27 protein-coding genes are annotated in these 26602 nt (G+C 65.6%); 10 read left to right on the forward strand and 17 right to left on the reverse strand.

Translation table 11 applies throughout. The features are described from left to right. The coding region (locus GVM20_RS14320; protein ID WP_166547871.1) for a serine hydrolase domain-containing protein at positions 1-575 on the reverse strand (575 nt) is incomplete at its 3' end. 118 nt (positions 576-693) lie between these two features. Between GVM20_RS14320 and GVM20_RS14325 the strand changes: the two genes are divergently transcribed. After that, on the forward strand, positions 694-915 hold the full coding sequence (locus tag GVM20_RS14325) for a hypothetical protein (RefSeq protein WP_166547872.1): 222 nt from the start codon (positions 694-696) through the stop codon (positions 913-915). Here GVM20_RS14325 and GVM20_RS14330 read toward each other — a convergent pair. Next, positions 912-1955, reverse strand: coding sequence for an A/G-specific adenine glycosylase (locus GVM20_RS14330; protein WP_166547873.1), 1044 nt, complete (start codon positions 1953-1955; stop codon positions 912-914). The two genes, GVM20_RS14325 and GVM20_RS14330, sit on opposite strands and share 4 nt — an antisense overlap. A 14-nt stretch (positions 1956-1969) precedes the next feature. Here GVM20_RS14330 and GVM20_RS14335 point away from each other — a divergent pair, with 14 nt between their 5' ends. From GVM20_RS14335 to smc, 4 genes are all read left to right on the forward strand, one after another. Continuing rightward, positions 1970-2524: a DUF721 domain-containing protein gene (locus GVM20_RS14335; RefSeq protein WP_166547874.1), complete on the forward strand. Its 555-nt coding sequence runs from the start codon at positions 1970-1972 to the stop codon at positions 2522-2524. Next, positions 2521-3255, forward strand: coding sequence for a DsbA family protein (locus GVM20_RS14340; protein ID WP_166547875.1), 735 nt, complete (start codon positions 2521-2523; stop codon positions 3253-3255). Before GVM20_RS14335 ends, GVM20_RS14340 begins: the two co-directional genes overlap by 4 nt. A gap of 95 nt (positions 3256-3350) precedes the next feature. Beyond that, positions 3351-4097, forward strand: coding sequence for a thioredoxin domain-containing protein (locus tag GVM20_RS14345; RefSeq protein WP_166547876.1), 747 nt, complete (start codon positions 3351-3353; stop codon positions 4095-4097). 30 nt (positions 4098-4127) lie between these two features. Beyond that, positions 4128-7553 (forward strand): chromosome segregation protein SMC, encoded by a 3426-nt coding sequence (gene smc / locus GVM20_RS14350; RefSeq protein ID WP_166547877.1) that lies wholly within the window; start codon positions 4128-4130, stop codon positions 7551-7553. Positions 7554-7556: 3 nt separating this feature from the next. Here the strand turns inward: smc and GVM20_RS14355 are convergent, their stop codons facing one another. From GVM20_RS14355 to rpmF, 5 genes are all read right to left on the reverse strand, one after another. Continuing rightward, positions 7557-7988: a MerR family transcriptional regulator gene (locus tag GVM20_RS14355; protein ID WP_166547878.1), complete on the reverse strand. Its 432-nt coding sequence runs from the start codon at positions 7986-7988 to the stop codon at positions 7557-7559. 34 nt (positions 7989-8022) lie between these two features. Beyond that, positions 8023-8322: an integration host factor subunit alpha gene (locus GVM20_RS14360; RefSeq protein WP_199799634.1), complete on the reverse strand. Its 300-nt coding sequence runs from the start codon at positions 8320-8322 to the stop codon at positions 8023-8025. A gap of 139 nt (positions 8323-8461) precedes the next feature. After that, entirely contained in the window at positions 8462-9436 is a 975-nt protein-coding gene (locus tag GVM20_RS14365; protein ID WP_166547879.1) for a beta-ketoacyl-ACP synthase III, read from the reverse strand. Further along, a complete protein-coding gene (gene plsX, locus GVM20_RS14370; protein ID WP_166547880.1) occupies positions 9433-10518 on the reverse strand; it encodes a phosphate acyltransferase PlsX in 1086 nt (361 codons plus the stop codon). The genes GVM20_RS14365 and plsX overlap by 4 nt, the downstream gene beginning before the upstream one ends. 38 nt (positions 10519-10556) lie before the next feature. Continuing rightward, positions 10557-10733, reverse strand: coding sequence for a 50S ribosomal protein L32 (gene rpmF / locus GVM20_RS14375; protein ID WP_160761386.1), 177 nt, complete (start codon positions 10731-10733; stop codon positions 10557-10559). Between the two features lie 224 nt (positions 10734-10957). Between rpmF and GVM20_RS14380 the strand changes: the two genes are divergently transcribed. Further along, entirely contained in the window at positions 10958-11353 is a 396-nt protein-coding gene (locus GVM20_RS14380; protein WP_166547881.1) for an MAPEG family protein, read from the forward strand. 147 nt (positions 11354-11500) lie between these two features. Here the strand turns inward: GVM20_RS14380 and GVM20_RS14385 are convergent, their stop codons facing one another. Further along, the gene (locus GVM20_RS14385) at positions 11501-12142 is read right to left on the reverse strand and encodes an MBL fold metallo-hydrolase (protein WP_166547916.1); all 642 of its coding nucleotides are present in this window, start codon (positions 12140-12142) and stop codon (positions 11501-11503) included. A gap of 127 nt (positions 12143-12269) precedes the next feature. Further along, the gene (locus GVM20_RS14390) at positions 12270-12950 is read right to left on the reverse strand and encodes a S24 family peptidase (RefSeq protein ID WP_166547882.1); all 681 of its coding nucleotides are present in this window, start codon (positions 12948-12950) and stop codon (positions 12270-12272) included. A gap of 125 nt (positions 12951-13075) precedes the next feature. On the opposite strand from GVM20_RS14390, the gene GVM20_RS14395 reads away from it, so the two are divergent. Continuing rightward, complete coding sequence (locus GVM20_RS14395) at positions 13076-13279, forward strand: hypothetical protein (protein WP_166547883.1); 204 nt, start codon at positions 13076-13078, stop codon at positions 13277-13279. Beyond that, on the forward strand, positions 13276-13683 hold the full coding sequence (locus GVM20_RS14400; RefSeq protein ID WP_166547884.1) for a hypothetical protein: 408 nt from the start codon (positions 13276-13278) through the stop codon (positions 13681-13683). Before GVM20_RS14395 ends, GVM20_RS14400 begins: the two co-directional genes overlap by 4 nt. A 24-nt stretch (positions 13684-13707) precedes the next feature. Here GVM20_RS14400 and GVM20_RS14405 read toward each other — a convergent pair whose 3' ends face one another. The 7 genes from GVM20_RS14405 to fsa all read right to left on the reverse strand — a co-directional run bounded on the left by GVM20_RS14405 (position 13708) and on the right by fsa (position 22939). Next, the gene (locus GVM20_RS14405) at positions 13708-15147 is read right to left on the reverse strand and encodes an aldehyde dehydrogenase family protein (protein WP_166547885.1); all 1440 of its coding nucleotides are present in this window, start codon (positions 15145-15147) and stop codon (positions 13708-13710) included. 111 nt (positions 15148-15258) lie between these two features. Then, a complete protein-coding gene (locus tag GVM20_RS14410; RefSeq protein ID WP_166547886.1) occupies positions 15259-16914 on the reverse strand; it encodes an acetolactate synthase large subunit in 1656 nt (551 codons plus the stop codon). A 172-nt stretch (positions 16915-17086) separates the two neighbouring features. Then, on the reverse strand, positions 17087-18025 hold the full coding sequence (locus GVM20_RS14415) for a D-2-hydroxyacid dehydrogenase (protein WP_166547887.1): 939 nt from the start codon (positions 18023-18025) through the stop codon (positions 17087-17089). 100 nt (positions 18026-18125) lie between these two features. Further along, positions 18126-19616, reverse strand: coding sequence for a cysteine--tRNA ligase (gene cysS / locus GVM20_RS14420; RefSeq protein ID WP_166547888.1), 1491 nt, complete (start codon positions 19614-19616; stop codon positions 18126-18128). 107 nt (positions 19617-19723) lie between these two features. Then, entirely contained in the window at positions 19724-20386 is a 663-nt protein-coding gene (locus GVM20_RS14425) for a nitroreductase (protein ID WP_166547889.1), read from the reverse strand. Next, positions 20383-22221 carry a cobaltochelatase subunit CobT gene (gene cobT / locus GVM20_RS14430; protein ID WP_166547890.1) on the reverse strand — a complete coding sequence of 613 codons (1839 nt, stop codon included), beginning with the start codon at positions 22219-22221 and terminating at the stop codon, positions 20383-20385. The genes GVM20_RS14425 and cobT overlap by 4 nt, the downstream gene beginning before the upstream one ends. A gap of 64 nt (positions 22222-22285) precedes the next feature. After that, the gene (fsa, locus tag GVM20_RS14435; RefSeq protein WP_166547891.1) at positions 22286-22939 is read right to left on the reverse strand and encodes a fructose-6-phosphate aldolase; all 654 of its coding nucleotides are present in this window, start codon (positions 22937-22939) and stop codon (positions 22286-22288) included. Positions 22940-22997: 58 nt separating this feature from the next. Here fsa and GVM20_RS14440 point away from each other — a divergent pair, with 58 nt between their 5' ends. Beyond that, on the forward strand, positions 22998-23654 hold the full coding sequence (locus tag GVM20_RS14440; protein WP_166547892.1) for a DUF2490 domain-containing protein: 657 nt from the start codon (positions 22998-23000) through the stop codon (positions 23652-23654). On the opposite strand, the gene GVM20_RS14445 is transcribed toward GVM20_RS14440, so the two are convergent. Next, positions 23651-24343, reverse strand: a complete 693-nt coding sequence (locus GVM20_RS14445) for a DUF4197 domain-containing protein (RefSeq protein WP_166547893.1) — start codon at positions 24341-24343, stop codon at positions 23651-23653. The two genes, GVM20_RS14440 and GVM20_RS14445, sit on opposite strands and share 4 nt — an antisense overlap. Positions 24344-24399: 56 nt before the next feature. Here GVM20_RS14445 and GVM20_RS14450 point away from each other — a divergent pair, with 56 nt between their 5' ends. Then, a complete protein-coding gene (locus GVM20_RS14450) occupies positions 24400-26568 on the forward strand; it encodes a primosomal protein N' (protein WP_166547894.1) in 2169 nt (722 codons plus the stop codon). Positions 26569-26602 lie beyond the last annotated feature (34 nt).

Here is a 26602-nt window from a genome sequence, read left to right on the forward strand (position 1 = left end):
CCCACAAGCCCCTGTTCGTTATAGGCCGCCTGAAGCGGGCCCTTGCTGATAATCTGATAGCCGAGCCCCGCAGTGTGCGTCAGCAGCTGGCGGATCGTGATCGGCCGGTCTGCGGGCACCGTGTTCTGAAGGTCGCCTGCCGGATCGACCAGCACCCTCATGTCACGGAACGCGGGCAGGATCTCTGCGACCGGCTGATCGAGGCCTAGCTTGCCTTCGTCGATCAGGATCATCGTCGCCATGCCGGTGATCGGCTTCGACATCGAATAGATGCGATAGAGCGAGTTTTCATCCACCGCCCCCGGCTTGGCGAGCGACAGGTTGCCGCCGCCGACGGTGTGGGCGTGATCCTCCTGCCCCCAGCCGAAGGTCAGGAGCAGGTTCGCCAGCTTGCGTTCCGACACATAACGGTTCGCCATCGCCGCGACATTCGGCCAGTTTTCCGCCACATCATGGGCGAGCAGCTGACGGCCAAACGGCAGGCTGGCCAGCGCCGCCCCACCAGCGAGCAGCGCGCTATGACGAAACAGGGCGCGGCGCGAGAGAGCGGTCGAGGCGATGTCGTGAACAGGCATGAAGGAGAATCTCCGAAGCGAGGTTTGGTGCAGTGTCTGCGGCAGGTGGCGGCGCCGGTCAATCGTGGGGTCAATCGGAAGGGTTGCAATCGCAAGGTGTCTTGCGCATATAAGACACATGTTCAATGTTCTTGCCTATCTCATCGGCCTCGTCAGCCTGATCATCGTCATTCCGGCACAGATTCCTCTGCTCGGCTGGGCCAACTGGTTCGCGCTGCCGCTGATCGTGGTCGGGATCATCCTTGGCGCCTTGTCGTCCAAGGATGGTGGTCGCAATTTCTGCCTCGTGGTGCTGCTGATTGCCGCCGTGCGTCTGACGCTGGGCGGCGGCCTCATCTAGGCTGCGGCGAGCGCAAGCTGCGCAGCCTTGGCGAACAGGGTCGCGAGGCCCGCATCGCCAATCTGACTGACCGGCCACCAGACGCCCTCGCCGTCCGGTTCCTGTGCTGTTTCCAGAGCCATCACCGTCAGCGTCAATTGCGCATGGGTGAAACCATGCCTTACCGCGCCAAGGCTGCGCCATTCGCCTGCGAGCGGTCCCGCGCCTGATCCATCCGCGCGCGCGGTCCAGCCATCATCGGGCAGTGCGCGCATCCCGCCAAGCATCCCGGTGCCGGGCCGGGTGACGAGCCACACCTCGGAGCCGCTGGCGCGGGTGATCCAGAACGCCATGCCCTGACGCTCAGGCACAGCCTTTTTCGCAGGCTTGACCGGCAAGCGCTCCGGCTCGCCCGCCTTGCGGCCCGCGCAGGCTTCGGCCAGCGGGCAGAGCAGGCAGCGCGGCGCGCGGCTGGTGCAGATATGAGAACCGAGGTCCATCATCGCTTGCGCAAAGTCGCTCGACCGCGCGTCCGGCATGATCGTGTCGGCGGCGGCGCGAATGGCCTTGCGCGCCTTGGGCAGCGGTTCGTCGATCGCGAACAGTCGCGCCACCACCCGCTCGACATTGGCGTCCACCACCACCGCGCGCCGCCCGAAAGCAATCGCTGCAATGGCGGCGGCGGTATAATCGCCCAATCCGGGGAGCTTCCGCAGTTCCGCCTCGGTGTCCGGGAAGCGGCCCAACTCGGCCACGGCGCGGGCGCATTTGAGCAGGTTGCGGGCGCGCGAATAATACCCCAGCCCGGCCCAAGCCGCCATGACCTCCTCCTCAGAGGCCGATGCCAGCGCCTCGACCGTGGGCCAGGTCGCGGTGAATTTCGCGAAGTACGGCTTTACTGCGGCTACCGTGGTCTGCTGGAGCATCACCTCGGACAGCCACACGCGGTAGGGGAAGGCAGGGTCATTCGGCGCCGCGCTGCCCGGCGGCACGCGCCACGGCAGATCGCGGGCGTGCTTGTCATACCATGCGAGCAGGTTGTCGGAGATGCTGGCAGTCACGCGCGGCCTATGGCATGGGGCAAGCACACATGGGAAGCTCGAAGAAAACCACGCCCAAACCCTACGCCCGCCCGCGCGGGACAGGCGCGCGCGCGATCGGTGATCTGATGCCCGAAATCGGCCGCACCGCCTTCCGCCGCTTCGGCTTTGTGCAAAGCTCGGTCGTCACCCGCTGGCCCGAGATCGTCGGCCCCAATCACGCCCGCGTGTGCAGCCCCGAAGCGATCCGCTTTCCTCCCGGCGAGAAGGCGGAAGGCATCCTCGATCTGGTGGTGGTCCCGGCCCATGCGCCGCTCATCACGCAGGTCATCCCCGAGATTATCGAGCGGGTGAACCGCTTCTTCGGCTACCGCGCCGTCGCCCGCGTCAAGCTGCGCCAGGGCGCGGTCACGCCGCCGCCCGATGGCCGCCCCGCCAAGCCTCCGCCCTCATTGAAGCCGATCCCGCTGGAATTGGGCGACAGCTTGCGCGATATCGGCGATCCCGAACTGCGCACCGTGCTCGAATCGCTCGCCCGCAGTCTCGGCAATAGCGAACCTGCCCCCTCACAGGAAAACGACCCGCAATGATCAAGCCCCTCCTCCTTGCCGCTGCTGCGCTGGCTTTGACGACCGGCCCCGCGCTCGCGCAGCAAGACCTTTCGCGCCCGGACAGCAGCTTCCAGTCAAAGGACAATCCCGGCAACTGGCAAAGCACGATTGCGCGCACGGATCGTGGGCACCTGATCGGCGATCCCAAGGCGGATACGAAGCTGGTCGAATTCATCAGCTATACCTGCCCGCACTGCGCCGATTTTGCCGCGCGCGGCGAACCGGCGCTGGAGCTGGTGCTGCTGATGCCGGGTAAGATCAGCCTGGAAGTGCGCCCGGTGATCCGCAACGCGCTCGACCTGACCGTCACTTTGCTCGCCCAATGCGGCGATCCGTCCGGGTTCAAGGGCCGCCATCAGGCGCTGATGCTGGCGCAGGCCGATTGGCTCGGCAAGGCGCGTGGCGCGCCTGAAAGCCAACGCGCGGCCTGGCTGCGGGGCGACAAGGCGGGCCGGATGAACGCGGCCAGCGCGCTCGGGCTGACGACGATGCTCGTCAACCGCGGCCAGTCGCAATCCGAGCTCGATGCCTGCGTGATGAATGATGCCGCCGCCAAGCAATTGCTCGACAATGGCCGCGCGGATTTCAACGAGCTTGGCGTCAACAGCACGCCCAGTTTCGCGCTCGATGGCAAGCTGCTTAATGAGGTTCACAGCTGGGAAGATCTCTACCCGGTGCTCTCGGCCAAATTCAGCCCCGCGACCGGCTGAGCGAATTGTTCACAGCCTCACTGCTGGGTGCTTGCTGCATCGGGGCGTAAGGGGCTAGGTTCTCCCTCTTAGACATCCCAAGGATTGGTGCCACGATGACTGTCTCCCGCCTGTTTTCGCTCCCCCTGCTTGCGCTTGCACCGCTGATGCTGGCCGCCTGCGACGATGCCGCCACCGCCGACGGCGCCGCGAATGGCGAGCCGCTGCCCGCAATCGCCGCTCCGGCCGGCACCAAGTGGACCGAGACGGTCACCGTCACACCGGAGGGCGGCTTCCTGCTCGGCAACCCCGATGCGCCCTTGAAGCTGGTGGAATATGCCTCGCACACCTGTTCGCACTGCGCCGAATTCGCCAAGACCGGCAAGGAAACGCTCAAGAACCAGTATGTCGCCAGCGGCGTTGTCAGCTTCGAACAGCGCGAGGCGTTTCTCAATCCCTTCGACGTGGTGATCGCCGGCCTCGCCCAGTGCGGAGCCAAGGAGCAGATGCAGCCGCTCTCGGATGAAGTGTGGCAGAACCTCGATGCGGTGTTCGCCAGGCTGCAGGGCAATCCGCAAGCCGTGCAGGCCGCCGGGCAATTGCCGCTCAATCAGCGCTTTGTCGCAATTGCCGAGGCGACCGGGCTGCTCGAATTCTTCGCCGCGCGCGGGCTCTCCGCCGATCAGGGCCGCGCCTGTCTGGCCGATACCGCCAAGATCGAAGCGCTGGTGAAGACCGTCGAAGCCAACAACACCAACGACAAGATCGAGGGCACTCCGACCTTCTTCCTCAACGGCAAGAAGATCGACGGCACGACCTGGGAAGTGGTCGAGCCGCTGCTCAAGAGCGCGGGCGCGCGCTAAGGCCGACGGGCGGGGGCGAACGTCAGCCTGATGCAGATCCACCGGCTCAAGCTCAGCGGTTTCAAGAGCTTCGTCGAGCCGGCGGAATTGCGCATTGAACCCGGCCTGACCGGCGTTGTCGGTCCCAATGGCTGCGGCAAATCCAATCTGCTCGAAGCGATCCGCTGGGTCATGGGGGAAACCTCGGCCAAGTCGATGCGCTCGGGCGGAATGGAGGATGTGATCTTCGCGGGCACCTCGACCCGCCCCCCGCGCGATTTTGCCGAAGTGGTGCTCCACGCGCAGGATGATGCGGGGGAGGAGCTGGTTGTCACCCGCCGGATCGAGCGCGGCGCGGGCTCCGCCTACCGGGTCAACGGCCGCGATGTCCGGGCCAAGGATGTCGCGCTGACCTTCGCCGATGCCGCCACCGGGGCGCATTCCCCCGCGCTGGTCAGTCAGGGCAAAATCGCACAGGTGATCGCCGCCAAGCCGGCCGAACGCCGCGCGATGCTGGAGGAGGCCGCCGGAATTGCGGGCCTCCACGTCCGGCGCAAGGATGCCGAGAGCAAGCTGAGGGCAGCCGAAGCGAACCTCGCCCGCTTGGAAGACCTGATGGCCGGGCTCGACGCGCAGATCGCATCGCTGCGGCGGCAGGCCAAGCAGGCCGAACGCTACACCGAACTCACCCACAAGATCCAGGCCGCCGAAGCCCGTCTGCTGTTCGCCCGCTGGCGCGAGGCAGCGGCCGCGGCAAAAGCGGCGCGCGCTGCGGCCGAGACCGCCACCGCGCAGGTCACCGAGGCGCAGAGCGCGGTCGAAGTGGCTCAGAAAGAACAGGCCGCCGCCGCCCATGCTCTGGCCGAAGCGCGCGATGAGTTGGCCGACCGGCGCGATGATGCCAGTGCGCATGGGCACCGCATGGCAGCACTCGCCGAGAAAATGGAGGCCGCCGAAACGCGCCTCGCCGATCTCGCCCGCCAGCAGAAGCGGCTGGAGGAAGACCGCGCCGATGCCGACCGGCTGACCTCGGCAGCGGTCGAAGCGCTTGGGCGGCTGACAGGTGAACTCGCCGCCAGCCGTGCCGCTGTGAGCGACGCCGAAGCCGCGCGCCCTGCCCTTGCCGAAAAGGCCGAAGACCGCGAACGCGCGCACCGCGCCGCCGAACTCGCCTTGGCGAAAGCCACCGCCGATCACGCGGGGGTCGAGGCCGAATGGCGCGTGGCCGAAGCGGCGGTGGAGCAGGCGGATCAGCGCCTCGCCCGCATCGAAGGGGAAGCGGCGCGCATTGCCCGCGCACGCAGCGATCTTGCCGCCAGCTGCGACCCGGAGGCCGACGTGATCGCCGCGCGCGAAGCTGCTGAGGACGCGGCGAGCGAAGTCGTTCGCCTGCGCGCCCGGCTGACCGCCGATCAGGCGCGCAAGGGCGAATTGCAGGCGCAGCGCGATGACGCCGCCAGCGCGCTCGCTGCGGCCCGCGCTGAACTCGCCGGGATCGAACGAGAGCATACGGCGCTGGCCCGCGACCGCGAAGCCCGCGCCAAGCGCGAAGCCGGGCGGCAGGGCATGGCCACCGCGCTCGACCGGGTGAGCGTCGCGCAGGGCTACGAACGCGCGCTCGCCGCCGTGCTGGGCCGCGATGGCAAGTCGCCGCTGGGCGCGCCTGCCGCTGCGCAGGACGGACGGTTCTGGACGGGGGCCGCCGCGACGCCCCCTGCGGTCGCCGACAGCCTGCTCTCGCACCTCAAGGAATGCCCCGCCGAGCTCGCTGCCCGCCTTGCACTGGTGCATTGCGTCGAGGCGGATGATGGCCGCGCCCTCTCCCGCGGCGAATGGCTGGTGACCCGCGCCGGGCACCTGCGCCGCTGGGACGGCTTCGTCGCGCGCGGTGAAGGGGCTGCTGAAGCCGCACAGCTCGAAGCCGCCAATCGCTTTGCGGAATTGGATGCCGCCCTACCGCCCTTGCGCGAAGCGGCCGCCCGTGCCGAGGCCGAAGACAAGGCGTTGCGCGAGGAACTCAGCCACTTGCAGACCGCGTTGGTCGCGCAGGAGCGCGGCATCGCGGGCGGAATCGAAGCCGAGCGCCACGCGCTTCGCCGGCTCGATCAGGCCGAAGCCGCCAAGGAACGCCTCGCCGCCCGCCTCGCCGAACTGGCCGCCAGCGCCAGCGAGATCGAGGCGCAGATTGCCGCGGCCAAGGCCGACGTGACAGCCGCCCGCAATGCCCGCGAACGTCTGCCCGCCCGCGATGCCGAGCGCGCCGCGCTCGAAGCCGCGCAGGCCAAGAACGCTGCCGCCCGCGCCGCAGTGCAGGCCGCGCTTGCCGAACTCGCCGCGCAGGATCAGGCGCTGGCAGTCGCGCGCGAACGGCTCGCCGCGCAAGCCGCCGATCACGCCGGCTGGCAGGCGCGCTCCTCCGACGCCGAGCGGCGCATGGCCGAGACCACCCGCCGCCTCGCGGAAATCGCCGAGGATCACGCCGTCCACGCGGCCAAGCCCGCCGCGCTCACAGCGGAAATCGAAGCAGGCGAAGAAGCGCGCGCGCGGATCACCGCCGATCTCGCCGCAGCCGAAGCCGTGATGCGCGAGGCCGAAGCCCGTCAGCGCGCCGCCGACATGGCACTGGCCGCGCGAACCGAAACCCTCGCCCAAGCCCGCGAAAGCCGCGCCAGCCTCGCCGCCCGCGCCGAGAACGAGGAACTGCGCCGCGCCGAAATGGCGCGCATCTCGGGCGAGCGCTTCCAATGCCCGCCGCCTTTGCTGGGCGAACGTTTCGGCTTTGCAGAGGGCGATCTCGCCCCCGCAGCGGATGAATCCGCTGAACTGGAAAAGCTGACCGCCGCGCGCGAACGCATCGGGCCGGTCAATCTGGTCGCTGCCGACGAACTCGCCCGGATCGAGACCGAGCACGGCACCAGCGCCGAGGAACAGGCGGAATTGGTCGAAGCCATCGCTCGGCTGCGTGGCTCAATCGGCAGCCTCAACCGCGAAGGCAGAGAACGGCTGCGCGCCGCGTTCGAGGAGGTCGACGGCCATTTCCGCGTGCTGTTCACCCGCCTGTTCGAAGGCGGAGCCGCGCATCTCGCATTGATCGACAGCGACGATCCACTGGAAGCTGGCCTCGAAATCTACGCCCAGCCGCCCGGCAAGCGGTTGCAATCGCTATCCCTGCTGTCCGGCGGCGAGCAGGCGCTGACGGCGACGGCGCTGATCTTCGCGCTGTTCCTCACCAACCCCGCGCCGATCTGCGTCCTCGACGAAGTCGATGCGCCTTTGGATGACGCCAATGTCGAACGCTTCTGCGATCTGCTCGACTCGATGGTCCGCGCTGCCACCACCCGCTACCTGATTGTCACGCACAACGCGGTGACAATGAGCCGGATGCACCGCCTGTTCGGCGTAACAATGGCGGAAAAGGGCGTCTCGCGCCTCGTCAGCGTCGATCTGGGAGAAGCCGCGCTGCTCGCGGCGGAGTAGGGCTCAAGCCTCCAGCGCCGCCGCCAACCGAGCGCGGATCGACTTCAGGGCGGCGATGGTTTCGGCCATATCGGGGCTCTCGGTCACCATCAGCCGTACGCCGAGTGCGCCATCAGGATCACCGTCGACCCTGCGATCCCCGCTGCGGCGGTCATCCCTGCGGCGGTCGAGATCGGATTTGCTCGCTGACCGCAGCACCGCTTCGGCGCCCTTGAGGGTATAGCCTTCGCGGTTGACCAGCCGGTTGATGGTTTCGACCAGCGCGACATCTGTGGGGCGGTAATAGCGCCGCCCTCCGCTGCGCTTCAGCGGCTTGAGCAGCGGGAACTGTGCTTCCCAATAGCGCAGGACGTGAGGTTTGATGCCCAGCGCCTCGCTGACTTCGCCGATGGTGCGCAGGGCGCTATCGTCTTTGCCGTCGTCGAAAGCGGTCATCAAACCTCACCTGTTCGCATGATTCCCTGGCCCGTTAGCCTTTGGAAATGCGTTCCTTGAGCAGCTGGCTAGCGCGGAAGGTCATCACCCGGCGCGGCGTGATCGGCACTTCGATCCCGGTCTTGGGATTGCGGCCGATCCGCTCATTCTTGTCACGCAGCACGAAGCTGCCAAAGCCAGAAATCTTGACGTTCTCTCCCCGCGAGAGCGCATCGCTCATCTTGTCGAGGATCGCTTCAACCATATCGAGCGATTCAGCGCGGCTGAATCCCATCTTGCGATTGATAGTCTCCGCCAGATCGGCGCGAGTCAAAGTGCCAACGGAACGCATCATGCGTATTCTCCTTCGCGGCGCGACCCGAAAGAAGACGTAAAGCTTACAAATTTCCTGCGATTTTGCAACGCGATGCCCCGCGTAATGTAGAGTTTTCAGCAATAGTGTTAGTGAACGGGACAGTGTGCGCCCGCGCAGCTTACATCCGGATCAGGCTCGCACCCCAGGTAAAGCCGCCGCCCATCGCTTCGAGCATCACCAGATCGCCCGCCTTGATCCGCCCGTCCTTGCGGGCGACGTCCAGCGCCAGCGGCACGGATGCGGCCGAGGTGTTGGCGTGGCGGTCGACCGTGATGACCACCTTGTCGGGCGCAATGCCGAGCTTTTTCGCCGTCGCATCAAGGATCCGGGCATTGGCCTGGTGCGGCACGACCCAGTCGATCGCGTCGACAGAAACACCGGCTTCGTCAATCACTTCCCGTAAAACAGCGGCCAGGTTCACCACCGCGTGGCGGAATACTTCGGGGCCTTTCATGCGGACATGGCCCACAGTCTGCGTGGTCGAAGGTCCGCCATCGACATAGAGCAGGTCATGCTGCGCACCATCGGCATGGAGCCGGCTGCACAGGATCCCGGGCGCATCCTTGCCCGCATTGTCGGTGCCGGGCGCGTCGAGCACCACGGCCCCTGCCCCGTCACCGAACAGCACGCAGGTGGTGCGGTCTTCCCAATCGAGGATACGGCTGAAAGTTTCCGCGCCGATCACCAGCGCGCGCTTCGCCATCCCGGTCTTGAGCAGCGAATCGGCGACGCTCAGGGCATAGAGAAAGCCCGAGCAGACCGCGGCGACATCGAAGGCGATCCCGCCATTGCAACCCAGCGAGTCCTGCACCTTGGTGGCGGTGGCGGGGAAGGTGTTGTCGGGCGTCGCGGTGGCGAGCACGATCAGGTCGATGCTGGTCGCGTCCACACCCGCATCGGCGAGCGCCGCCCGGGCGGCGGCTGTCGCCAGCGTGGCGGTGGTCTCATCGGGTCCGGCAACGTGGCGCTGGCGGATGCCGGTGCGCGCAGTGATCCATTCATCCGAGGTGTCGACTCGCTCAGCGAGTTCGGCATTGGTGACCACCCTGCGGGGAAGCGCCGACCCCGTTCCGAGTATCCGCGAACCGTTCACGCAGGAGTCTCGCTGTCCTTGGACGCGGCACCGCGACCGTTCTTGCGCAGGGTTTCCTCGCCCAGTTGCGACAAGTCATGCGCGATCCGCTCGGTCAGCTTGTTTTCGAGCAGGCGCGCGGTCACCGCAACCGCATGGGCCACGCCCTTGGCCGTCGCGCTGCCGTGGCTCTTCACCACCACACCATTGAGGCCGAGGAACACCGCGCCATTGTGGTTGTTCGGATCGAGGTGGTGCTTCAAAAGCTCGGTCGCCGGGCGCGAGACCAAAAAGCCGATCTTGGAGCGCAGCGAGGACGTAAAGGCCTGGCGCAGCAGATCGGTGACGAAGCGCGCCGAACCCTCGATCGCCTTCAGCGCGATATTGCCGGAAAAGCCGTCGGTCACCACCACGTGGGTTTCGCCGCGGTTGATCTTGTCGCTTTCGACAAAGCCGTCGAATTGCAGCGCCAGCGTTCCGCCCAGCGAAGCGGCGGTGAGCATCGCGGCCGCATCGCGCAGTTCTTCGGTGCCCTTGATCTCTTCGGTGCCGATGTTGAGCAGCCGGACGACCGGCTTCTCAAAGCCGGTGACGATCCGCGAATAGGCCGCGCCCATCACGGCATATTGTACGAGGTTGCGGGCATCCGCCTCGGTGTTGGCGCCCAGATCCAGCATCACCACATCATGCGCCTGCAAGGTCGGCATGATCGCGGCGAGCGCGGGGCGATCAATCCCCGGCATGGTGCGCAGCGCGAGCTTGCTCATCGCCATCAGCGCGCCGGTATTGCCTGCGCTGACCGCGGCGCCGGCATCGCCGGTCTTCACCGCATTGACCGCAAGGCCCATGCTGGTCGTTTTGGCGCGGCGAATCGCCTTGCTGGGCAGCTCATCGCCGCCCACCACATCATCGCAATGGAGGATTTCGGAGGCCGCCCGCAGATTGGGGTGGTTTTCCAGCGCCGCCTCGATCCGCTGGCCGTCACCAACCAGCAGGAAATTGAAGCTGTCATGATCGCGGCGGGCGAGCGCCGCACCTTCGATCATCACGCGCACGCCTTCATCGCCCCCCATCGCATCGACAGCGATACGCGGGAGGCTCATGATGCGTTGCTCCGGTCTATGGTTCGGGCCACCGGCAATCAGCCGACGGCGACGACCTGACGCCCGTTGTAGTGGCCGCAGTGGCCGCAGATGTTGTGCGGGCGCTTCAGCTCACCGCAGTTGCCGCATTCATGAAATGCTTCAACCTTGAGTGCGTCGTGCGAACGACGCATGCCGCGACGGGAAGGCGATACTTTTCTCTTGGGGACAGCCATGGTGGCACCAATTCCTCAAATAATACGTGTGTTCGCGCCACCGGCGCCATGATTCTCGAAGGCCGCCCTTAGGGCAAGGAAGCCGCCCGCACAAGCATCAGCACGTGCGCGCATTCCTTGGCCAGCAGTGGCGGGAAGGCGCGCGCTATAGCGGAAAAATCGCACGTTGCAACCCGCGCTGGCGCGCCCTAGCACCGTGGTCACATAAATGAGGGGATCTCAACATGACCGTGCTTCCTGTAACGCTCGCCGCAGCGGCGGCGGCTGCTGTGCTCAACATCTGGCTGGGGATTCGCATCGGCGCGCTGCGCACCGCGCTCCAGATCAGCGTCGGCGACGGCGGGAGCGAGGCGCTGCAACGCCGGATGCGGGCGCAATTGAACTATGTCGAGAACACCGGCTTCGTGCTGGTGCTGATCGCCGCCATCGAGCTGGCCGGCCGCGGCAGCTGGTGGTTGGCCTATGTCGCGGCGGCCTATTTCCTGGGCCGGATCGCGCACGGCTTCGGCATGGACGGCGGCAAGGCGCAGGTTGGCCGGATGATCGGCACGCTGACGACGATGCTGGTGCAGCTTGGCCTTGCGGTGGTCGCGGTGCTGGTGGCAGCGGGGGTGATGTAACTCGCTCGTCCCTCCCCGTTCGCTCGCGAATGGGGAGGTGGCAGCCCGCAGGGCTGACGGAGGGGGAGAAGGCGGCAACGGATTACCCCTCCGTCACCGCTACGCGGCGACACCTCCCCATCCTTTCAGGACGGGGAGGGACTTTCATCAGCTCAGCGCGTAATCGCTGACAAACGCATTCGTCTTCCGCTCGCGCCCGAAGGTGCTCGTCGGGCCGTGGCCGGGGATGAACATCACGTCCTCGCCAAGCGGCCAGAGACGCTGGGTGATCGAGTCGATCAGGTCTTGATGGTTGCCCTTGGGAAAGTCGGTGCGGCCGATGCTCCCCTGGAACAGCACATCGCCCACGATCGCGAAGCGGCTGGGTTCGTGGAAGAACACCACATGGCCGGGCGTGTGGCCGGGGCAGTGGATCACGTCGAGCGTCAACTCGCCCACCGTCACTGTATCGCCGTGTTTGAGCCAGCGGGTCGGGGTAAAGCTTTTCGCGACCATCCCCCAGCGCGGCCCGTCATCGTCCAACTGGTCGATCCAGAAGCGGTCATCTTCATGCGGGCCTTCGATATCGAGGCCCAGCTCCTCCGCCAGCATCCCCGCCTGCCCGCAATGGTCGAGATGCCCGTGGGTGACGAGGATCTTCTCCAGCGTGACACCCGCCTTGGCGACGCCCTCCTTGAGCTTGTCGAGATCCCCGCCCGGATCGACCAACGCGCCTTTCATGGTAGCGGTGCACCAGATCAGCGAGCAGTTCTGCTGAAGCGGCGTCACCGGGATGATCGCGGCGCGCATGGGGGGCGTGGGCTTAGGGGTGTCGGTCATGGGCGAGGGATGGCGAGAGCCGAAGCCAATTGCAAGACCCGCCATCGCTCCCCTGCCTCGGGCCTGACCCAGGATGGGGGAGCGATGGAGAGCGACATCACACCCGCCCCCCTTTCCAAACAACCCGGCCGATAATCGCCACCTCATCCGCCGCCACCTCGACCGGCGGGTAGGCAAAGTTCTGCGAGAGCAGCGCCAGTCGCCCTGCCCCCGCGCTCGCCACGCGCTTTACCATCAGGGTTTCGCCCAGCCGCACCACATGGATGCCGTCACGAAACGGAAGCGGGCTGCAATCGACGAGGATTTCGTCCCCGTCATTCAGCAGCGGCTCCATCGAGTCCCCCTCGACCCGGATCGCGGAGAGCTGCGCGCGGGCGAGGCCCTGTTCTTCCAGCCAGCGGCGCGAGAAGCGGAAGGTGTCGAAGGCGGCCTCACCGCCCGCGATCCGCCCCGGCCCCGCTGACGCGCCGAGATCAAGCCGGGGCACCTCGAGCCAGTCGCCGGCCCCACGGCGCATAGGGGCTTTCGCGTAGGAATTTTCCTGCGCCTCCCGCAGCTCCTCTTCCCCGATGCCGAGGAAGCGGGCCAGCGTCGCCCGGTCCTGCTCCTCCAGCTTTCGGGGGCTACCTTTGCGGATAAACTGCTGAAGATAGCTGGGATTGCGTCCAAGAAGCTCGGACAGAGCTGCCAAGCTCACCCCCCTCGCCTGTGACAATTCGAGCAGCCGCGCACGCGGGCCAGTTATCGCATCACGTGACTTCTGTCGGGTTTCCTGCATGCGATTATCCTACACGAAGGATTTTTCCTAGACAAGTAGGAAATGGGGTGGAACAAATAAAGAACATCAGGCGAATCGCCCGGTGAATGCCAACCCAAACAGCACTATAAAAGGGACGCGACACCATGCTGCTTCGGACCATAGAAACCTTCCTGCGGACCCATGCCATGCCCGCCACCAAGTTCGGGCGGCTCGCGGCCCATGACCCGCGCTTTGTGCTCGACCTGCGGATGGGGCGCATCCCCCGCCCCGATACCGAATTGCGCATTCGCGCATGGATGCAGGGCTATGCCGATCGCGCCACTGCCTGCACGCGGGAGGCTGCATGATGCTGACCGAAAGCTTGCGCGATCCGTTCGCGCACATCTTCGCCGATTGCGATTCCCTTGAGGTCAAATCGGTCGCCGCCCTGCGCCCCCGCCGCACCTTGGCTGACCGCGTCCGGGCCGCGCTGTTGGGCCTCACGGGCGGGAGCGGGACGGTGCTTGCCCATACGGAAACCGCTTGGGCTTCGATCACCTTCGCGGGCACGCGCCACGAGGTGGTGATAGAGTTCTGCGGCGCGGACACCGTCGCAGCGGGAGAGGCGTTGATCGAGCAGCTACCCGATCACGAATTCACCCTCCCCGGCCAACTGGTCGCCGATGCGACAATCAGCGCGGTCGATCACCGCTTCGGCGCGATGGAGCGGTTGGAAGTGACAGCGGTGCTGCTGCTGCTGGAGGAGGGGTGAGTATCCTCCCACACCGGGGGAGGACTAAGTCCGCCGCACCACCAGATTGCGGATCTCGCTCATGTCCTCCATCGCGAAGCGCACACCTTCGCGGCCAAGACCTGAGTCCTTCACCCCGCCATAGGGCATGTTGTCGACCCGGTAGCTCGGCACATCGTTGATCACCACGCCGCCAACCTCAAGCCGGTCCCACGCGTCGAACATCTGGAACAGGTCGCGGGTGAAGATGCCCGCCTGGAGGCCGAACTTCGAATTGTTCACCTCATCCAGCGCTGCATCGAAATGGGTGAAGCGTTGCAGGATGGCGAGCGGGCCGAAAGCTTCCTCGTTCTTGGCCTTGGCATCATCGGGCACGCTTTCGAGCAGGGTCGCTTCGAGCATATTGCCACGGCTCAGCCCGCCGCCGCACAGCAAGGTCGCACCGGCCTCCACCGCCTCGTCGATCCAACCCTTGAGGCGCTTGGCCTCGCCGTCGGAAATCATCGGGCCGATAAAGGTGTCGCGGTCCTTGGGATCGCCCGCGACCAGCGTTTTGGCCTTGGCGACCAACATCGCCTTGAAGGCATCGTAAACCTGATCGTGGATCAGGATGCGCTGCACCCCGATGCACGACTGGCCCGATTGATAGAACGCACCGAAGATCACCCGCTCCAAAGCGTCCGCCAGATCGGCGTCCTTGTCGATGATCACCGCCGCATTGCCGCCGAGTTCGAGCACGACCTTCTTCTTGCCGGCCTTGGCCTTCAGATCCCAGCCCACGCCGGGCGAGCCGGTGAAGCTGAGCAGCTTCAGCCGCTCGTCCTGCGTGAACATATCCGCCCCGTCGCGGCTGGCTGGAAGGATCGAGAACGCACCCTCCGGCAGCACATCGCATTCGGCTAGTACCTCGCCCATGATGATCGCGCCCAGCGGGGTCTTGGACGCGGGCTTCATCACGAAGGGGCAGCCCACGGCAATCGCGGGGGCGATCTTGTGCGCGGCGAGGTTCAGCGGGAAGTTGAACGGCGAGATGAAGCTGCACGGCCCGATCGGCACGCGCTTCCACATCCCCATGTAACCCTTGGCCCGCGCCGAGATATCGAGTGGCTGGACTTCACCGTAGTTCCTGACCGACTCCTCGGCGGCGATGCGGAAGGTGTCGATCAGGCGCGTGACCTCGCCCTCGGCATCCTTGATCGGCTTGCCCGCCTCGACGCACAGCGCATAGGCGAGTTCATCGAAACGTTCCTTGAACCGCGCCACGCAGTGCATCAGCACGCCCTGCTTCTCATACGACGCCAGCCGCGCCATCGGTTCCGCCGCGCGTACGGCCCCGGCGATGGCTTCCTCGATCACATCGGGTGTCGCCAGCGCGGTGCGAAAGGCGACCTCGCCGGTGTATTTGTCGGTCACTGCGAGATCGGTGTTGGGCTGCACCGGCTTGTTGTTGAGGTAGAGCGGGTAGGTGGCTTTGAGCTGGGGCATCACATCCCTCCAATCGTCATTGCGAGCGTAGCGAAGCAATCCAGGGCGGATCGCGCTTGGCTCTGGATTGCCGCGTCGCTGCGCTCGTCGCAATGACGAGGCAAGAGCGGCCTAAAGCTCTTTGCTCAGTCGCTTGATATCGTGGTTCAGGATCTGATCGTTCTCGGTATAGTCAACCGGGCAATCGATCAGATGCACTCCGGGCGTGCTGAGGCAATGCTCGAGCAGGTCCGTGAGGTGTTCGGACGATGTCACCCGATGCCCGATCGCGCCGTAGCTTTCGGCATATTTCACGAAGTCGGGATTGCCATAGGTGAGGCCGAAATCGGCAAAACCCATGTTGGCCTGCTTCCAGCGGATCATCCCGTAGGCATCGTCGCGCAGGATCAGCACGGTGAGATTGAGGCCAAGCCGCACTGCGGTCTCCATCTCCTGCGAGTTCATCATGAACCCGCCATCGCCGCAGATCGCCATGACCTTGCGGTCCGGGTAGAGCATGGACGACATCATTGCGCTCGGCAGCCCCGCGCCCATCGTCGCCAGCGCATTGTCGAGCAGCACGGTGTTGGGCAGGTAGGCGCTGTAGCCGCGCGCGAACCAGATCTTGTACACCCCGTTGTCGAGGCAGATGATCCCGTCCTCGGGCATCGCCCCGCGCACCTGCTGCACGAGATGCGGCGGAAAGATCGGGAAGCGCGTATCAGCGGCGAGCGGCGCGGTGTGGGCGACTTCGGCCGCGCGGTATTCCAGCATCCGGCGGAAGTCCCAGCGGCCTTGCGGGACGATGTCTTCCTTGATCTGCCAGATCGCGTTGGCGATATCGCCGATCACCTCGATCTGCGGGAAGTAGACCGGGTCAACCTCGGCTGTGCGGGTCGACAAGTGGATCACCGTCGGCCCGCCCGCCTGCATGAAGAAGGGCGGCTTTTCGATCACATCGTGGCCGATATTGACGATGCAGTCGGCGTCCTGGATCGCGCGGTGGACGAAGTCGCCGGCGGACAGCGCTGCGCAGCCGAGGAACAGCGGGTGGCGTTCATCGACCACGCCCTTGCCCATCTGGGTGGTAACAAAGGGAATGCCGGTCTTGTCGATCAGCTGGCGCAGCATCCGTCCGGTCATTTTGCGATTCGCGCCCGCGCCGATCACGAGGATCGGGGCCTTCGCCCCCTCGATCGCCAGCACGGCCTGACGCACGGCCTTTTCCTCAGCCGAAGGACGCCGCGCCAAGCTGGCGGGGATTGGTTGGCTGGCGGTCTGTTCCTCGGCAATGTCTTCGGGGAATTCGAGGTGGACCGCACCCGGCTTTTCCTCTTCCGCCAGCCGGATCGCCTCCCGTACGCGGCTCGGGATATTGTCGGCGCTGGCGAGCTGGTGAGCGTATTTGGTGATCGGGCTCATCATCGCGACCACGTCGAGGATCTGGAACCGGCCCTGTTTCGATTTCTTGATCGGCTTCTGCCCGGTGATCGCCAGAGTCGGCATCCCGCCGAGCTGCGAATAGGCGACCGCGGTCACCATGTTGGTCGCCCCCGGCCCCAATGTGGCGAGGAACACCCCGGTCTTGCCGGTGTGGCGGCCATAGGTCGCGGCCATGAAGCCCGCGCCCTGTTCATGGCGGGTGAGGATCAGCTTGATTTTGTCGGACTTCGAGAGGCTTTCGAGGAAATCGAGGTTCTCTTCACCCGGCACCCCGAAGATGTACTCGACGCCCTCGGCCTCAAGACACTTGATGAACAGGTCCGAAGCTTTCTGTGTGTCGCTCATGTTCGCAAATCCCCCCTATGCTGCGATCATTCCCCCGGCTGATATTCCGCCGCGCTACCCGCCCCCAAGATGGATAGCGCGCGTCTGTGACTGCTGCGTGATGGCGCAGCGACTGCAACAGGTATTGCAGAAAAGCGCCAAAGCGCACAGCCGCAATGTCGGGTGGAGGCGATCAGTAACCGAGGCGCGGATCGAACACCGGTGCGACCGGCTCCCCGCGCAGATAATTCCCGAGATTGTCGAGGAAACGGTCGCCGCTGCGCAGGAACATCTTGCTCTGCGCGCGGCCCGACAGGTGCATCGAGATATGCGCGTTATCGAGCGCCCACAGCGGGTGATCGGCGGGCAGCGGCTCGGGCGAGGTGACGTCGAGGAACGCCCCACCGATGGCCTTCTTTTCAAGCGCTTCGACCAGCGCGGGCTGATCGATCACACTGCCGCGGGCAATGTTAACGATGACGGCATCGGACTTCATCGCCGCCAGCTCCGCAGCCCCGATCATGCCTTCGGTTTCGGGCGTGGCGGGGACGGCGAGGATGATCCAGTCGAACTCACCCAGCCGCGCGCGCCATTCATCGGGCCCGAGTGTGTTTTCCCCCGGCGTGCGCCGCACGACGCTGACATCAACGTCAAACGCCGCCAAACGCGGCTCAATCAGCTTGCCGATCGCGCCATAGCCCAGCAGCAGCGCCTTCGATCCCGCAAGCTCGCGCTTGCCGGGCGAATCGAGCAGCCATTCGCGGCGCTCCTGCGCGCGCACCACATCGCGGTACCCCTTGGCGATGTTGAGCATCCCCATCGCCACATATTCGGCGATGGTGATCGCGTTGATCCCCGCCCCGTTGGTGACGGTGATCCCGCGCTCGATCAGCACGTCCATGGGAAGGAAATCGAGCCCGGCGTAGATCGAATTGAGCCACTTGAGCTTTTTCGCCGCGCGCAGGGTCTCGGCCATCGCGTCTTTGTCGTTCATGTCGAACCAACCGATTTCCGCGTCGGCCACGGCTTCGCGGGCTTCTTCCGCCGACATGAACCAGCGCACGTCGAGGCCTTCGGGCAAGCGGTGTTCGAGCATGGGGCGGATCAGGCCGGAGATTGCGAGAATTGTCATATGGTCTTTCTTTTCGTCATTGCGAGCGAAGCGAAGCAATCCAGTGAGGATCGCGTGACGCTCTGGATTGCTTCGTCGCTGCGCTCCTCGCAATGACGAATTAGACCAGCTTCCACTCCCAACCGAGCGGATCGCCGTCCATGACCTCGACGCCCTGCGCAGCGAGCTCATCGCGGATTGCGTCCGAGGCGGCGAAGTCCTTGGCCGCACGCGCCTCCTTGCGGCGGGCGAGCGCGGCTTCGATGTCGTCCTCGGCGATGGTGGCGGATTTGGGGCGGATGCGCAGGTCGGCGCGGGTGAGGCCAAATAGGCCGAGGCCGAGGACAGAGTCCATCGCCGCCACCAGCGCCGCCTTCTGCTCCTCATCGACCTTCTTGGCCGCCAGCACATCGTCGAGCGCCGTCAGCGCGACCGCGGTGTTCAGGTCGTCGGCAATTGCCGCATCGAACTTGTCGAGCGCAGGTTGCAATTTGCCCCACTCGTCACCCCGGCGCAGGCCGGGGCCCAATGCGGCTGGATCCCGGCCTGCGCCGGGAAGACGGGCTTTGAGGCTTTCGGCTGCCATGACCATCCGCTTGAACCGCGTCAACGCCGCGCCCAAACCCTCCCACGAGAATTCCAACTCAGACCGATAATGCGCCTGCAAGCACATCAGCCGATAGGCCAGCGGGTGATACCCCCGGTCGATCAGCAATTGCAGCCGCAGGAACTCGCCCGAGGACTTCGACATCTTCCCCGACCGTTCGACGAGGAAGTTGTTGTGCATCCAGATCCGCGCGCCCGAATTCCTCGGATCGTCCAACCCGTTCGTGCAACAATGCGCCTGGTTCTGGGCGATCTCGTTGGGGTGGTGGATTTCGCGGTGATCAATGCCGCCGGTGTGGATGTCGAAGGGGAAGCCGAGCACCTCGCCGCTCATCACCGAGCATTCGAGATGCCAGCCGGGGGCGCCCCGGCCCCAGGGCGAGTCCCACTCCATCTGCCGCGTCTCGCCTGCCGGAGTCTTGCGCCAGATCGCGAAGTCGGCGGCGTTGCGTTTGCCTTCGACCGCCTCGATCCGCCCTTCGCCCTCTTCCGTGTTCGCACGCGCCAACCGACCGTAATCGGCCACCGTCGAGACGTCGAAATAGAGCCCGCTTTCCAGTTCGTAGCAGTGCTTCTCCGCTATGCCCTTCGCAAACTCGATCATCTGCGGGACATAATCGGTCGCGACCGTCCACTGCGCCGGCTGGCGAATATTCAGCGCGCGCACATCGGCCCAGTAAGCCTGCTTGTAATGCTCGGCGATGTCCCAGATCGACTGCGCTTGGCTCGCGGCCATCTTCTCCATCTTGTCCTCGCCCGCGTCAGCATCATCGGTGAGGTGGCCCACATCGGTGATGTTGATGACGTGGGTGAGCTTGAGCCCCTTCCACGAGAGTGTGCGACCGAGGACATCGGCGAACACATAGGCGCGCATATTGCCGATGTGGGGGTAGTTATAGACCGTCGGCCCGCAGGTATAGACGCGTGCCTCGCCCGGATGGACGGGCTCGAACACCTCGGCTTGGCGGGTGAGCGAGTTGAACAGCTTGAGCGGCGCGTCAGTCATGGGGCGGGCCTTTGCCCTATTCCGTCATCCCGGCGCAAGTCGGGATCGTGCGCTGCCAAGTGGGAGCCTGCGGCCAGCGACCCCGGCTTGCGCCGGGGTGACGGGATTCATTCAAACCCGATGAACTTCACATGCTCTTCCAGCGGCACGCGCTGGCGCTCAAAATTGTTCACCGGCGCGTCGGGATCGCGGTAGCCGATCGCCATGCCGCAGAAGAACATGTAGCGCTCGTGATCTAGGCCGAGGAAGTCGCGGATCGTGTTGGCGAAAATCGCCATATATTCCTGGAAGCAGCTATCCAGCCCCTCCTCGCGCAGCAGCAGCGCGATGGTCTGGAGCCACATGCCGACATCCGACCACTGCGGCTCCTTCATCAGGCGCGGGAAATAGACGAACAGCACGGCGGGGGCATCGAAGCTGGTGGTGTTGCGCGCCATCGCGGCCATGCGTCCCGCACCGTCATCGCGGGCAATGCCCATCGCGCCGAACATGCCCGCCGAAACCGCATCGAGCCGCTTCTTGTAAGCTTCCTCGGTGCCCGGCGCCGCCCAGTCATACTCGGCGGCCTTGGGGCCCTCGGCGATCATCTTCGCCTGAAGGTCCTTCAAAGGCTGGCCGGTGACGATGCTCGCTTCCCACGGCTGGTAATTGCACCCCGAGGCCGCCCAGCGCGCTGTGTCCATCACGCGGGTGAGGGTTTCGAGATCAACCGGCTTGTCGAGAAAGGTGCGGATCGAGCGGCGACTGGTGACAGCTTCGGTGACGTTCATTTGCGTTTTGTGCCCTTCTCATCCTCAAACAATTCCGCGAGCTGTTCCATGATCGTGCCGCCGAGTTGTTCGACGTCCATGATCGTCACGGCGCGGCGATAGTATCGCGTCACATCATGCCCGATGCCGATCGCGACCAGCTGCACGGGCGAGACCTTCTCGATCCATTCGATCACGGAGCGCAGGTGCGCTTCGAGATAGCCCGCCGAGTTCACGCTCAGGGTCGAATCGTCCACCGGCGCGCCGTCGGAGATCACCATCAGGATGCGGCGTTCCTCGGGGCGGTAGAGCAGGCGGCTGTGCGCCCAGATCAGCGCCTCGCCGTCGATGTTCTCTTTCAGCAGCCCCTCGCGCATCATCAGCCCGAGATTGCGGCGCGCGCGGCGCCAGGGTTCGTCGGCCTGCTTGTAGATGATGTGGCGCAGGTCGTTGAGGCGACCGGGGTTCTGCGGCTTGCCATCGGCGAGCCAGGCTTCGCGGCTCTGCCCGCCCTTCCATGCGCGGGTGGTGAAGCCGAGGATCTCGGTCTTCACCCCGCAGCGCTCCAGGGTGCGCGCCAGAATGTCCGCGCTGATCGCGGCAATCGAGATGGGCCGCCCGCGCATCGAGCCTGAATTGTCGATCAGCAGCGTGACGATCGTGTCCTTGAACTCGACGTCGCGTTCGACCTTGTAGCTCAAGGCCGTGCCGGGCGAGATCACCACGCGGGCGAGGCGCGCGGCATCGAGCACGCCTTCCTCCATGTCGAAATCCCAGCTGCGATTCTGCTGCGCCATCAGGCGCCGCTGGAGTCGATTGGCGAGGCGCGTCACCACGCCCTGCAATCCCGTCAGCTGGCTATCGAGATAGGCGCGCAGGCGGTCGAGTTCCTCGGCATCGCACAGATCGGGCGCGGCAACTTCCTCGTCGAAGCGGGTGGTGAAGGCCTTGTAATCGATGCTGGCGGGGACTTCGGCCTGCGGGCGGTTGGGCCGCACGGGCGCGTTGGAGGCATCGCCATCGTCACTCGGCTCGCCGTCAGCCATGTCGCTGTCGGTTTCGCTGTCGGAGCTTTCCTCGCCATCGCCGTCGCCTTCGGCCATCTCGCCGGCCATTTCGGCCGCCTGCGGATCGCCCTCGCTCTGGCTGTCGTCCTCGCCCTGGCTGTCATCTTCCGGGCCGTCCTCATCATCAGGCGAATCGCTGTCGCTTTCGTCAGGGGCGTCGGTCGGGCGGGTAAGGTCGAGTTCGCGCAGCATGTCGAGCGCGAGCTTCTGGAAGGCTTCCTGATCGCCCAGCTTTTCCGCCAGCGCGCCAAAATCCTTGCCAACCTTCTCTTCAAGGAAATCGCGCACCAGCTCGATCCCGCCTTGCGCGCGCGCGGGCACCGCCTCACCAGTCAGCGCCTCGCGCACCAGCAGCGCGAGCGCAGTCTGGAGTGGCACTTCGGCAGAATTCTGCGCGCGGACGATCTTGTCGGAAGCGGTGCGCATCTCGGTCGCCGCGTCGAGATTGGCCTTGATCCCGCCAAAGCGGTTCGCGCCCAAGGCTTCATATCGCACCTGTTCAATCGCGTCGTAACACGCGCGCGCAATGGGTTCAGGCGGCGCGGACTTGGCGTGGAGCGCGGCGTTGTGGTGACGCAGCTTCAGCGCGAAGGAATCCGCAAAACCGCGCGCCTCGGTCACCTGATCCTTGGGCAGATCGCGCCCCGGCAGCGGTACACGGAAGCGATTGCCCGCAGCGCCGGGGACGTCCGCGCTCCACGCAACCTCGACCTCCGCATCGCGCGCAATCGCCCGCGATGCGCCGGTGAGCGCTAGCTTGAACAGATCGAGCGGGGACTGGTCAGCCATTATCCGTTTTCTTTAGCAACTAACTTCGCGCCCGGAAGCCCAAAAGCGCCCCCGCTCGCAAAAGTCACAGGATCGACTGACCCGTCTTGGCCCAATCGGCCATGAAGCCTTCGATGCCCTTGTCGGTCAGCACGTGCTTGAACAGATCGTGGATTACCTTCGGCGGCGCGGTCATCACATCAGCGCCGATCTTGGCGGCCTGCAAGACGTGGGTGGTGTGGCGCACCGAAGCGACGAGGATTTCGGTGGCGAAGTTGTAGTTGTCATAGATCAGGCGGATGTCCTCGATCAGGTCCATCCCGTCGAACCCGTTATCGTCATGGCGGCCCACGAAGGGCGAGATGAAGCTGGCCCCGGCCTTCGCCGCCAGCAGCGCCTGATTGGCCGAGAAGCACAGCGTGACATTGACCATCGTGCCGTCGCTGGTCAGCGCCTTGCAGGTCTTGAGGCCATCGACCGTCAGCGGCACCTTGATGCAGACATTGTCCGCGATCTTGCGCAGCACCTCGGCCTCTTTCATCATCGTGGCGTGGTCCAGTGCAACCACTTCGGCGCTGACCGGGCCATCGACGATGCCGCAGATTTCACGGGTGACTTCCATGAAGTCCCGCCCCGACTTGGCGATCAGCGAGGGGTTGGTGGTCACCCCGTCCAGCAAGCCGGTGGCGGCGAGTTCGCGGATCGGTTCGATCTCGGCGGTGTCGACGAAGAATTTCATGGGTTCACTCCGGCAGATTACGATAGCCAGCGCCATATGGCGGGCCTAGGGGGCGCGCATGACACGATGGTCGATGCGTTTCGGGATGCTGCTTGCCGCCACACTGTCGGCTTGGCAACCGTCGAAAGCACAAGCCAACCCGGAAGACACGCAATTCTGGGTGGTCGGCTTCGCCCGCGCCAAGCTGGCCGATGATCTCTACCTGACAGTCGACAGCTCCTACCGCTGGCGCGATCCGGAATTCGGCGCGGATCAGCAGACCTTCAGGGTGAGCGTTGAAAAAGCACTCGACGAGGAGGTGCGAATCGGCGGCGGGATGTCGCTGTTCCAGACCGGCGGCGTGAGCGAATATCGCCCGCACCAGCAGTTCCGCTACGCCAGTGGCGGCCTTGATCTGCGGACCCGCTTCGAACAGCGCTGGTTCGACGGGGCGGACCGGGTCGAACTTCGCATCCGCCAGCGCGTGCAGTATACCCAGCCTGTCGCGCCGCGGCTCGAAGTCTTTGGCTCGGCGGAGTGGTTCGGGATCATTCAGTCACGCCGGGATGAGGGGCAGCGCGGTACCGAGCAGGTGCGCAATATCGTGGGGTTGTCCTATCAGGTGAACGACCGGCTCGACATCGCGCCCAGTTATATGCTCCAGATCACGCCGCGCGCGGGCAGTCCTGACGCGATCAGCCACGTCCCGCAACTGACGCTCAACTGGCAGTTCTAAATCCGGCCTCCCAGCCCGAACACCCCGATCAGCAGCGGATCGCGCGTGCTTTCCGGATTGGCGCGGATTGCGGCTTCCTCGCGTGCAATTTCGCCCCAGATGGCGTTGTCCACTTCCCGGCCCAGCCGGTCGGCGACGCCAGCAGCATCGACGCCGGTAAGCGCACTCAGCGCCTGGCCGATCAGCGGATCGCGGCTCAGCCGGATCGCCTCGCCCAGTTCCGGCACCACGGCATCGATCAGCGCCGGGCCGACTTCGCCGCGCAGATAGCTGCTCGCGGCATCCGGCCCGCCGCGCACCAGCGCGATGGCATTGTCGAAGCCGATCATCTGGATCGCGTCAGTCACCACCGGCGCCGCGCGGAAGCTGGCGTCGATCGCGAAGCTGGCAAAGCGCTCCTCCAGCCGGTCCTTGACCAGCGCCGAGGTGAGGATGCGCGACAGCACATCGCCGCGCGTGCCCATCAGGTTGGCAAGGCCAAGCTGCGCCACCTGCTCGTCCCAGAAGCCGCCGGGGGCGGTCAGGCGCGCAAAGGCGTTCTCGGACGCGAGCAGCAAGAGCCGCCGCACCGCTTCGACCATCGAAAAGCCGCCGGTGCTTGCGCAGCCGGGGAGCAGGAGCAAAGTCGCGCCGCCCGCGGCTCCGGCGAGCAGGCTGCGGCGGGTCGGGGTGAAGTTCGCTCTTGTCATTTTCTCGGGTCTCCCAGCTTGCCCTTGTCCTTTGCCAAGCCCCATATGGCGGCAAGATGAACCGGGTTCGCCTCCTCATTTTGAACGCCGCGCTCGGCCCGCTGGATTACCGGCTGCCCGAAGGCGTCAGCGCGCCTGCGGGGAGCGTGGTGATTGCACCACTGGGGCCGCGCAAGGTGACGGGGATCGTGTGGGACGAAGGACGCTTACCCGGAGACGAAATCGCTTTCGAACGGCTGCGCCCGATCCTCGAAGTGCTGCCCGTCCCGCCCCTGCCCGCGCCGCTCAGGCGGCTGATCGAGTGGACGGCGGATTACTATTGCGCTCCTCTCGCCAGCGTCGCGCGCATGGCGCTGTCGACGGGCGGGGCGCTGGGCGGGCCTGCGACGATGACCGAATACCGGCTAACGGGGGCTGAGGCGTCCGGGCGGCTGACAGCGCAGCGCAAGACCGCTCTGGAGAAGCTCGCTGGCCAGCAGGGCACGATGCGTGAACTCGCGGTGATGGCGGGCGTTTCGGAAGGCGTGCTGCGCGGCATGGCGGGGGCCGGCCTGCTGGAGCCGGTGGTGGTGAATGTCGACCGGCCCTATTCGCCCGCCGATCCCGATCATCACCAACCCGACCTTTCGCCCGATCAGCAGGCGGTCGCGGCGATCTTCACCGATGCCGTCAAAGCGCGGGCCTTTGCCCCCTTCCTGCTCGATGGAGTCACAGGTTCGGGCAAGACAGAGACCTATTTCGAGCCCGTGGCCGAGGCGATCAGGCAAGGTCGGCAAGTGCTCGTCCTGCTCCCCGAAATCGCGCTGACCGAGAACTTCCTCAGCCGCTTTACCGCAAGATTCGGCGCGGCGCCGGTGCTGTGGCATTCCTCGCTGAAATCGACCGAGCGGCGGCGGGCGTGGCGGGCGATTGCGGATGGCAGCGCTCAGGTGGTGGTCGGCGCGCGTTCGGCGCTGTTCCTGCCCTATGCCAACCTCGGGCTGATTGTGGTCGATGAAGCACACGAGATCAGCTTCAAGCAGGATGACGGGGTGCGTTACAACGCCCGCGATGTGTCCGTGATGCGCGCCCGGTTTGAAGGCGTGCCGGTGATCCTTGCCAGCGCCACCCCGGCGCTGGAAAGCCTGCACATGGCCGACATCGGGGTTTACACGAAGCTCGACCTGCCCGCCCGCTTCGGCGGCGCGAGCCTTCCGACAGTGAAGCTGGTCAACCTCACGGAAGAAAAGCCCGGCAGTCAGCGCTGGCTCGCCGGACCCCTGGTTGAGGGACTGCGCGACCGGCTGGCCAAGGGCGAACAATCGCTGCTTTTCCTCAACCGTCGCGGCTATGCCCCGCTGACCCTGTGCCGCAATTGTGGGCACCGCTTCAAATGCCCGTCGTGCAGCGCATGGCTGGTCGAGCACCGCCTCTCCGCCCGCCTCGCCTGCCACCATTGCGGGTTCGAGACGCGGGTGCCAGATGTCTGCCCCGAATGCGGCGAGAGTGACTGCCTCGTCGCCTGCGGCCCGGGGGTAGAGCGGATCGCTGCCGAAGTCGCCGACCTGTTCCCCGAAGCGCGGGTGGCGGTGGCGACCTCCGACACGCTCAACACCCCAGAGCGGGCGGCAGAGTTCATCGCGATGGCCGAAGGGCGCGCGATCGACATCATCATCGGCACGCAGCTGGTCACCAAGGGGTTCCACTTCCCCGAACTGACACTGGTGGGCGTGGTCGATGCCGACTTGGGGCTCGAAGGCGGAGACCTGCGCGCAGGCGAACGCACCTTCAGCCAGATCGCACAGGTCGCGGGCCGCGCCGGGCGCGGGGCCAAGCCGGGCGAGGTGCTGATCCAGACCCGCCACCCCGATGCCCCCGTGATCGCCGCACTGGCCGGTGGCGACCGCGATGCCTTCTATGCTGCCGAGACCGCCGGGCGGCGCGATGCAGGTGCACCGCCCTTCGGGCGCTGGGCGGCGATCATCCTGTCCTCCGAAGACGAGAAAGAAGCCCGCGAGGCTGCGGTGCGGCTGGGCGATATCCGGCCCCGGCTGTCGGACGTGCAAATCCTCGGCCCCGCCCCTGCCCCGCTGGCCCTGCTGCGCGGACGCTATCGCTACCGCTTTCTCGTCAACGCCAAGCGCAGCGCCAATATTCAGGCCGTCCTGCGCGACTGGATCGGCGCGGTGAACTTCGCCCCCGGCGTGCGAGTGGGCGTCGACATCGATCCTTACAGCTTCGTTTGAACTCATATTTACAGGCGTTTGTCCCATGATATGA

Origin of the sequence: Porphyrobacter sp. SLTP (assembly GCF_009905735.1) — a bacterium.
Classification (GTDB): domain Bacteria; phylum Pseudomonadota; class Alphaproteobacteria; order Sphingomonadales; family Sphingomonadaceae; genus Erythrobacter.

Bases quoted from the DNA above. Each gene is read 5' to 3' on its own strand.
- GVM20_RS14325 (WP_166547872.1), top strand. From the start codon at position 694: ATGTTCAATGTTCTTGCCTATCTCATCGGCCTCGTCAGCCTGATCATC.
- GVM20_RS14335 (WP_166547874.1), top strand. From the start codon at position 1,970: ATGGGGCAAGCACACATGGGAAGCTCGAAGAAAACCACGCCCAAACCC.
- GVM20_RS14340 (WP_166547875.1), top strand. From the start codon at position 2,521: ATGATCAAGCCCCTCCTCCTTGCCGCTGCTGCGCTGGCTTTGACGACC.
- GVM20_RS14345 (WP_166547876.1), top strand. From the start codon at position 3,351: ATGACTGTCTCCCGCCTGTTTTCGCTCCCCCTGCTTGCGCTTGCACCG.
- smc (WP_166547877.1), top strand. From the start codon at position 4,128: ATGCAGATCCACCGGCTCAAGCTCAGCGGTTTCAAGAGCTTCGTCGAG.
- GVM20_RS14355 (WP_166547878.1), bottom strand. From the start codon at position 7,988: ATGACCGCTTTCGACGACGGCAAAGACGATAGCGCCCTGCGCACCATC.
- GVM20_RS14360 (WP_199799634.1), bottom strand. From the start codon at position 8,322: ATGATGCGTTCCGTTGGCACTTTGACTCGCGCCGATCTGGCGGAGACT.
- plsX (WP_166547880.1), bottom strand. From the start codon at position 10,518: ATGAGCCTCCCGCGTATCGCTGTCGATGCGATGGGGGGCGATGAAGGC.
- rpmF (WP_160761386.1), bottom strand. From the start codon at position 10,733: ATGGCTGTCCCCAAGAGAAAAGTATCGCCTTCCCGTCGCGGCATGCGT.
- GVM20_RS14380 (WP_166547881.1), top strand. From the start codon at position 10,958: ATGACCGTGCTTCCTGTAACGCTCGCCGCAGCGGCGGCGGCTGCTGTG.
- GVM20_RS14385 (WP_166547916.1), bottom strand. From the start codon at position 12,142: ATGCGCGCCGCGATCATCCCGGTGACGCCGCTTCAGCAGAACTGCTCG.
- GVM20_RS14390 (WP_166547882.1), bottom strand. From the start codon at position 12,950: ATGCAGGAAACCCGACAGAAGTCACGTGATGCGATAACTGGCCCGCGT.
- GVM20_RS14395 (WP_166547883.1), top strand. From the start codon at position 13,076: ATGCTGCTTCGGACCATAGAAACCTTCCTGCGGACCCATGCCATGCCC.
- GVM20_RS14400 (WP_166547884.1), top strand. From the start codon at position 13,276: ATGATGCTGACCGAAAGCTTGCGCGATCCGTTCGCGCACATCTTCGCC.
- GVM20_RS14405 (WP_166547885.1), bottom strand. From the start codon at position 15,147: ATGCCCCAGCTCAAAGCCACCTACCCGCTCTACCTCAACAACAAGCCG.
- GVM20_RS14410 (WP_166547886.1), bottom strand. From the start codon at position 16,914: ATGAGCGACACACAGAAAGCTTCGGACCTGTTCATCAAGTGTCTTGAG.
- GVM20_RS14415 (WP_166547887.1), bottom strand. From the start codon at position 18,025: ATGACAATTCTCGCAATCTCCGGCCTGATCCGCCCCATGCTCGAACAC.
- cysS (WP_166547888.1), bottom strand. From the start codon at position 19,616: ATGACTGACGCGCCGCTCAAGCTGTTCAACTCGCTCACCCGCCAAGCC.
- GVM20_RS14425 (WP_166547889.1), bottom strand. From the start codon at position 20,386: ATGAACGTCACCGAAGCTGTCACCAGTCGCCGCTCGATCCGCACCTTT.
- cobT (WP_166547890.1), bottom strand. From the start codon at position 22,221: ATGGCTGACCAGTCCCCGCTCGATCTGTTCAAGCTAGCGCTCACCGGC.
- fsa (WP_166547891.1), bottom strand. From the start codon at position 22,939: ATGAAATTCTTCGTCGACACCGCCGAGATCGAACCGATCCGCGAACTC.
- GVM20_RS14440 (WP_166547892.1), top strand. From the start codon at position 22,998: ATGACACGATGGTCGATGCGTTTCGGGATGCTGCTTGCCGCCACACTG.
- GVM20_RS14445 (WP_166547893.1), bottom strand. From the start codon at position 24,343: ATGACAAGAGCGAACTTCACCCCGACCCGCCGCAGCCTGCTCGCCGGA.
- GVM20_RS14450 (WP_166547894.1), top strand. From the start codon at position 24,400: ATGAACCGGGTTCGCCTCCTCATTTTGAACGCCGCGCTCGGCCCGCTG.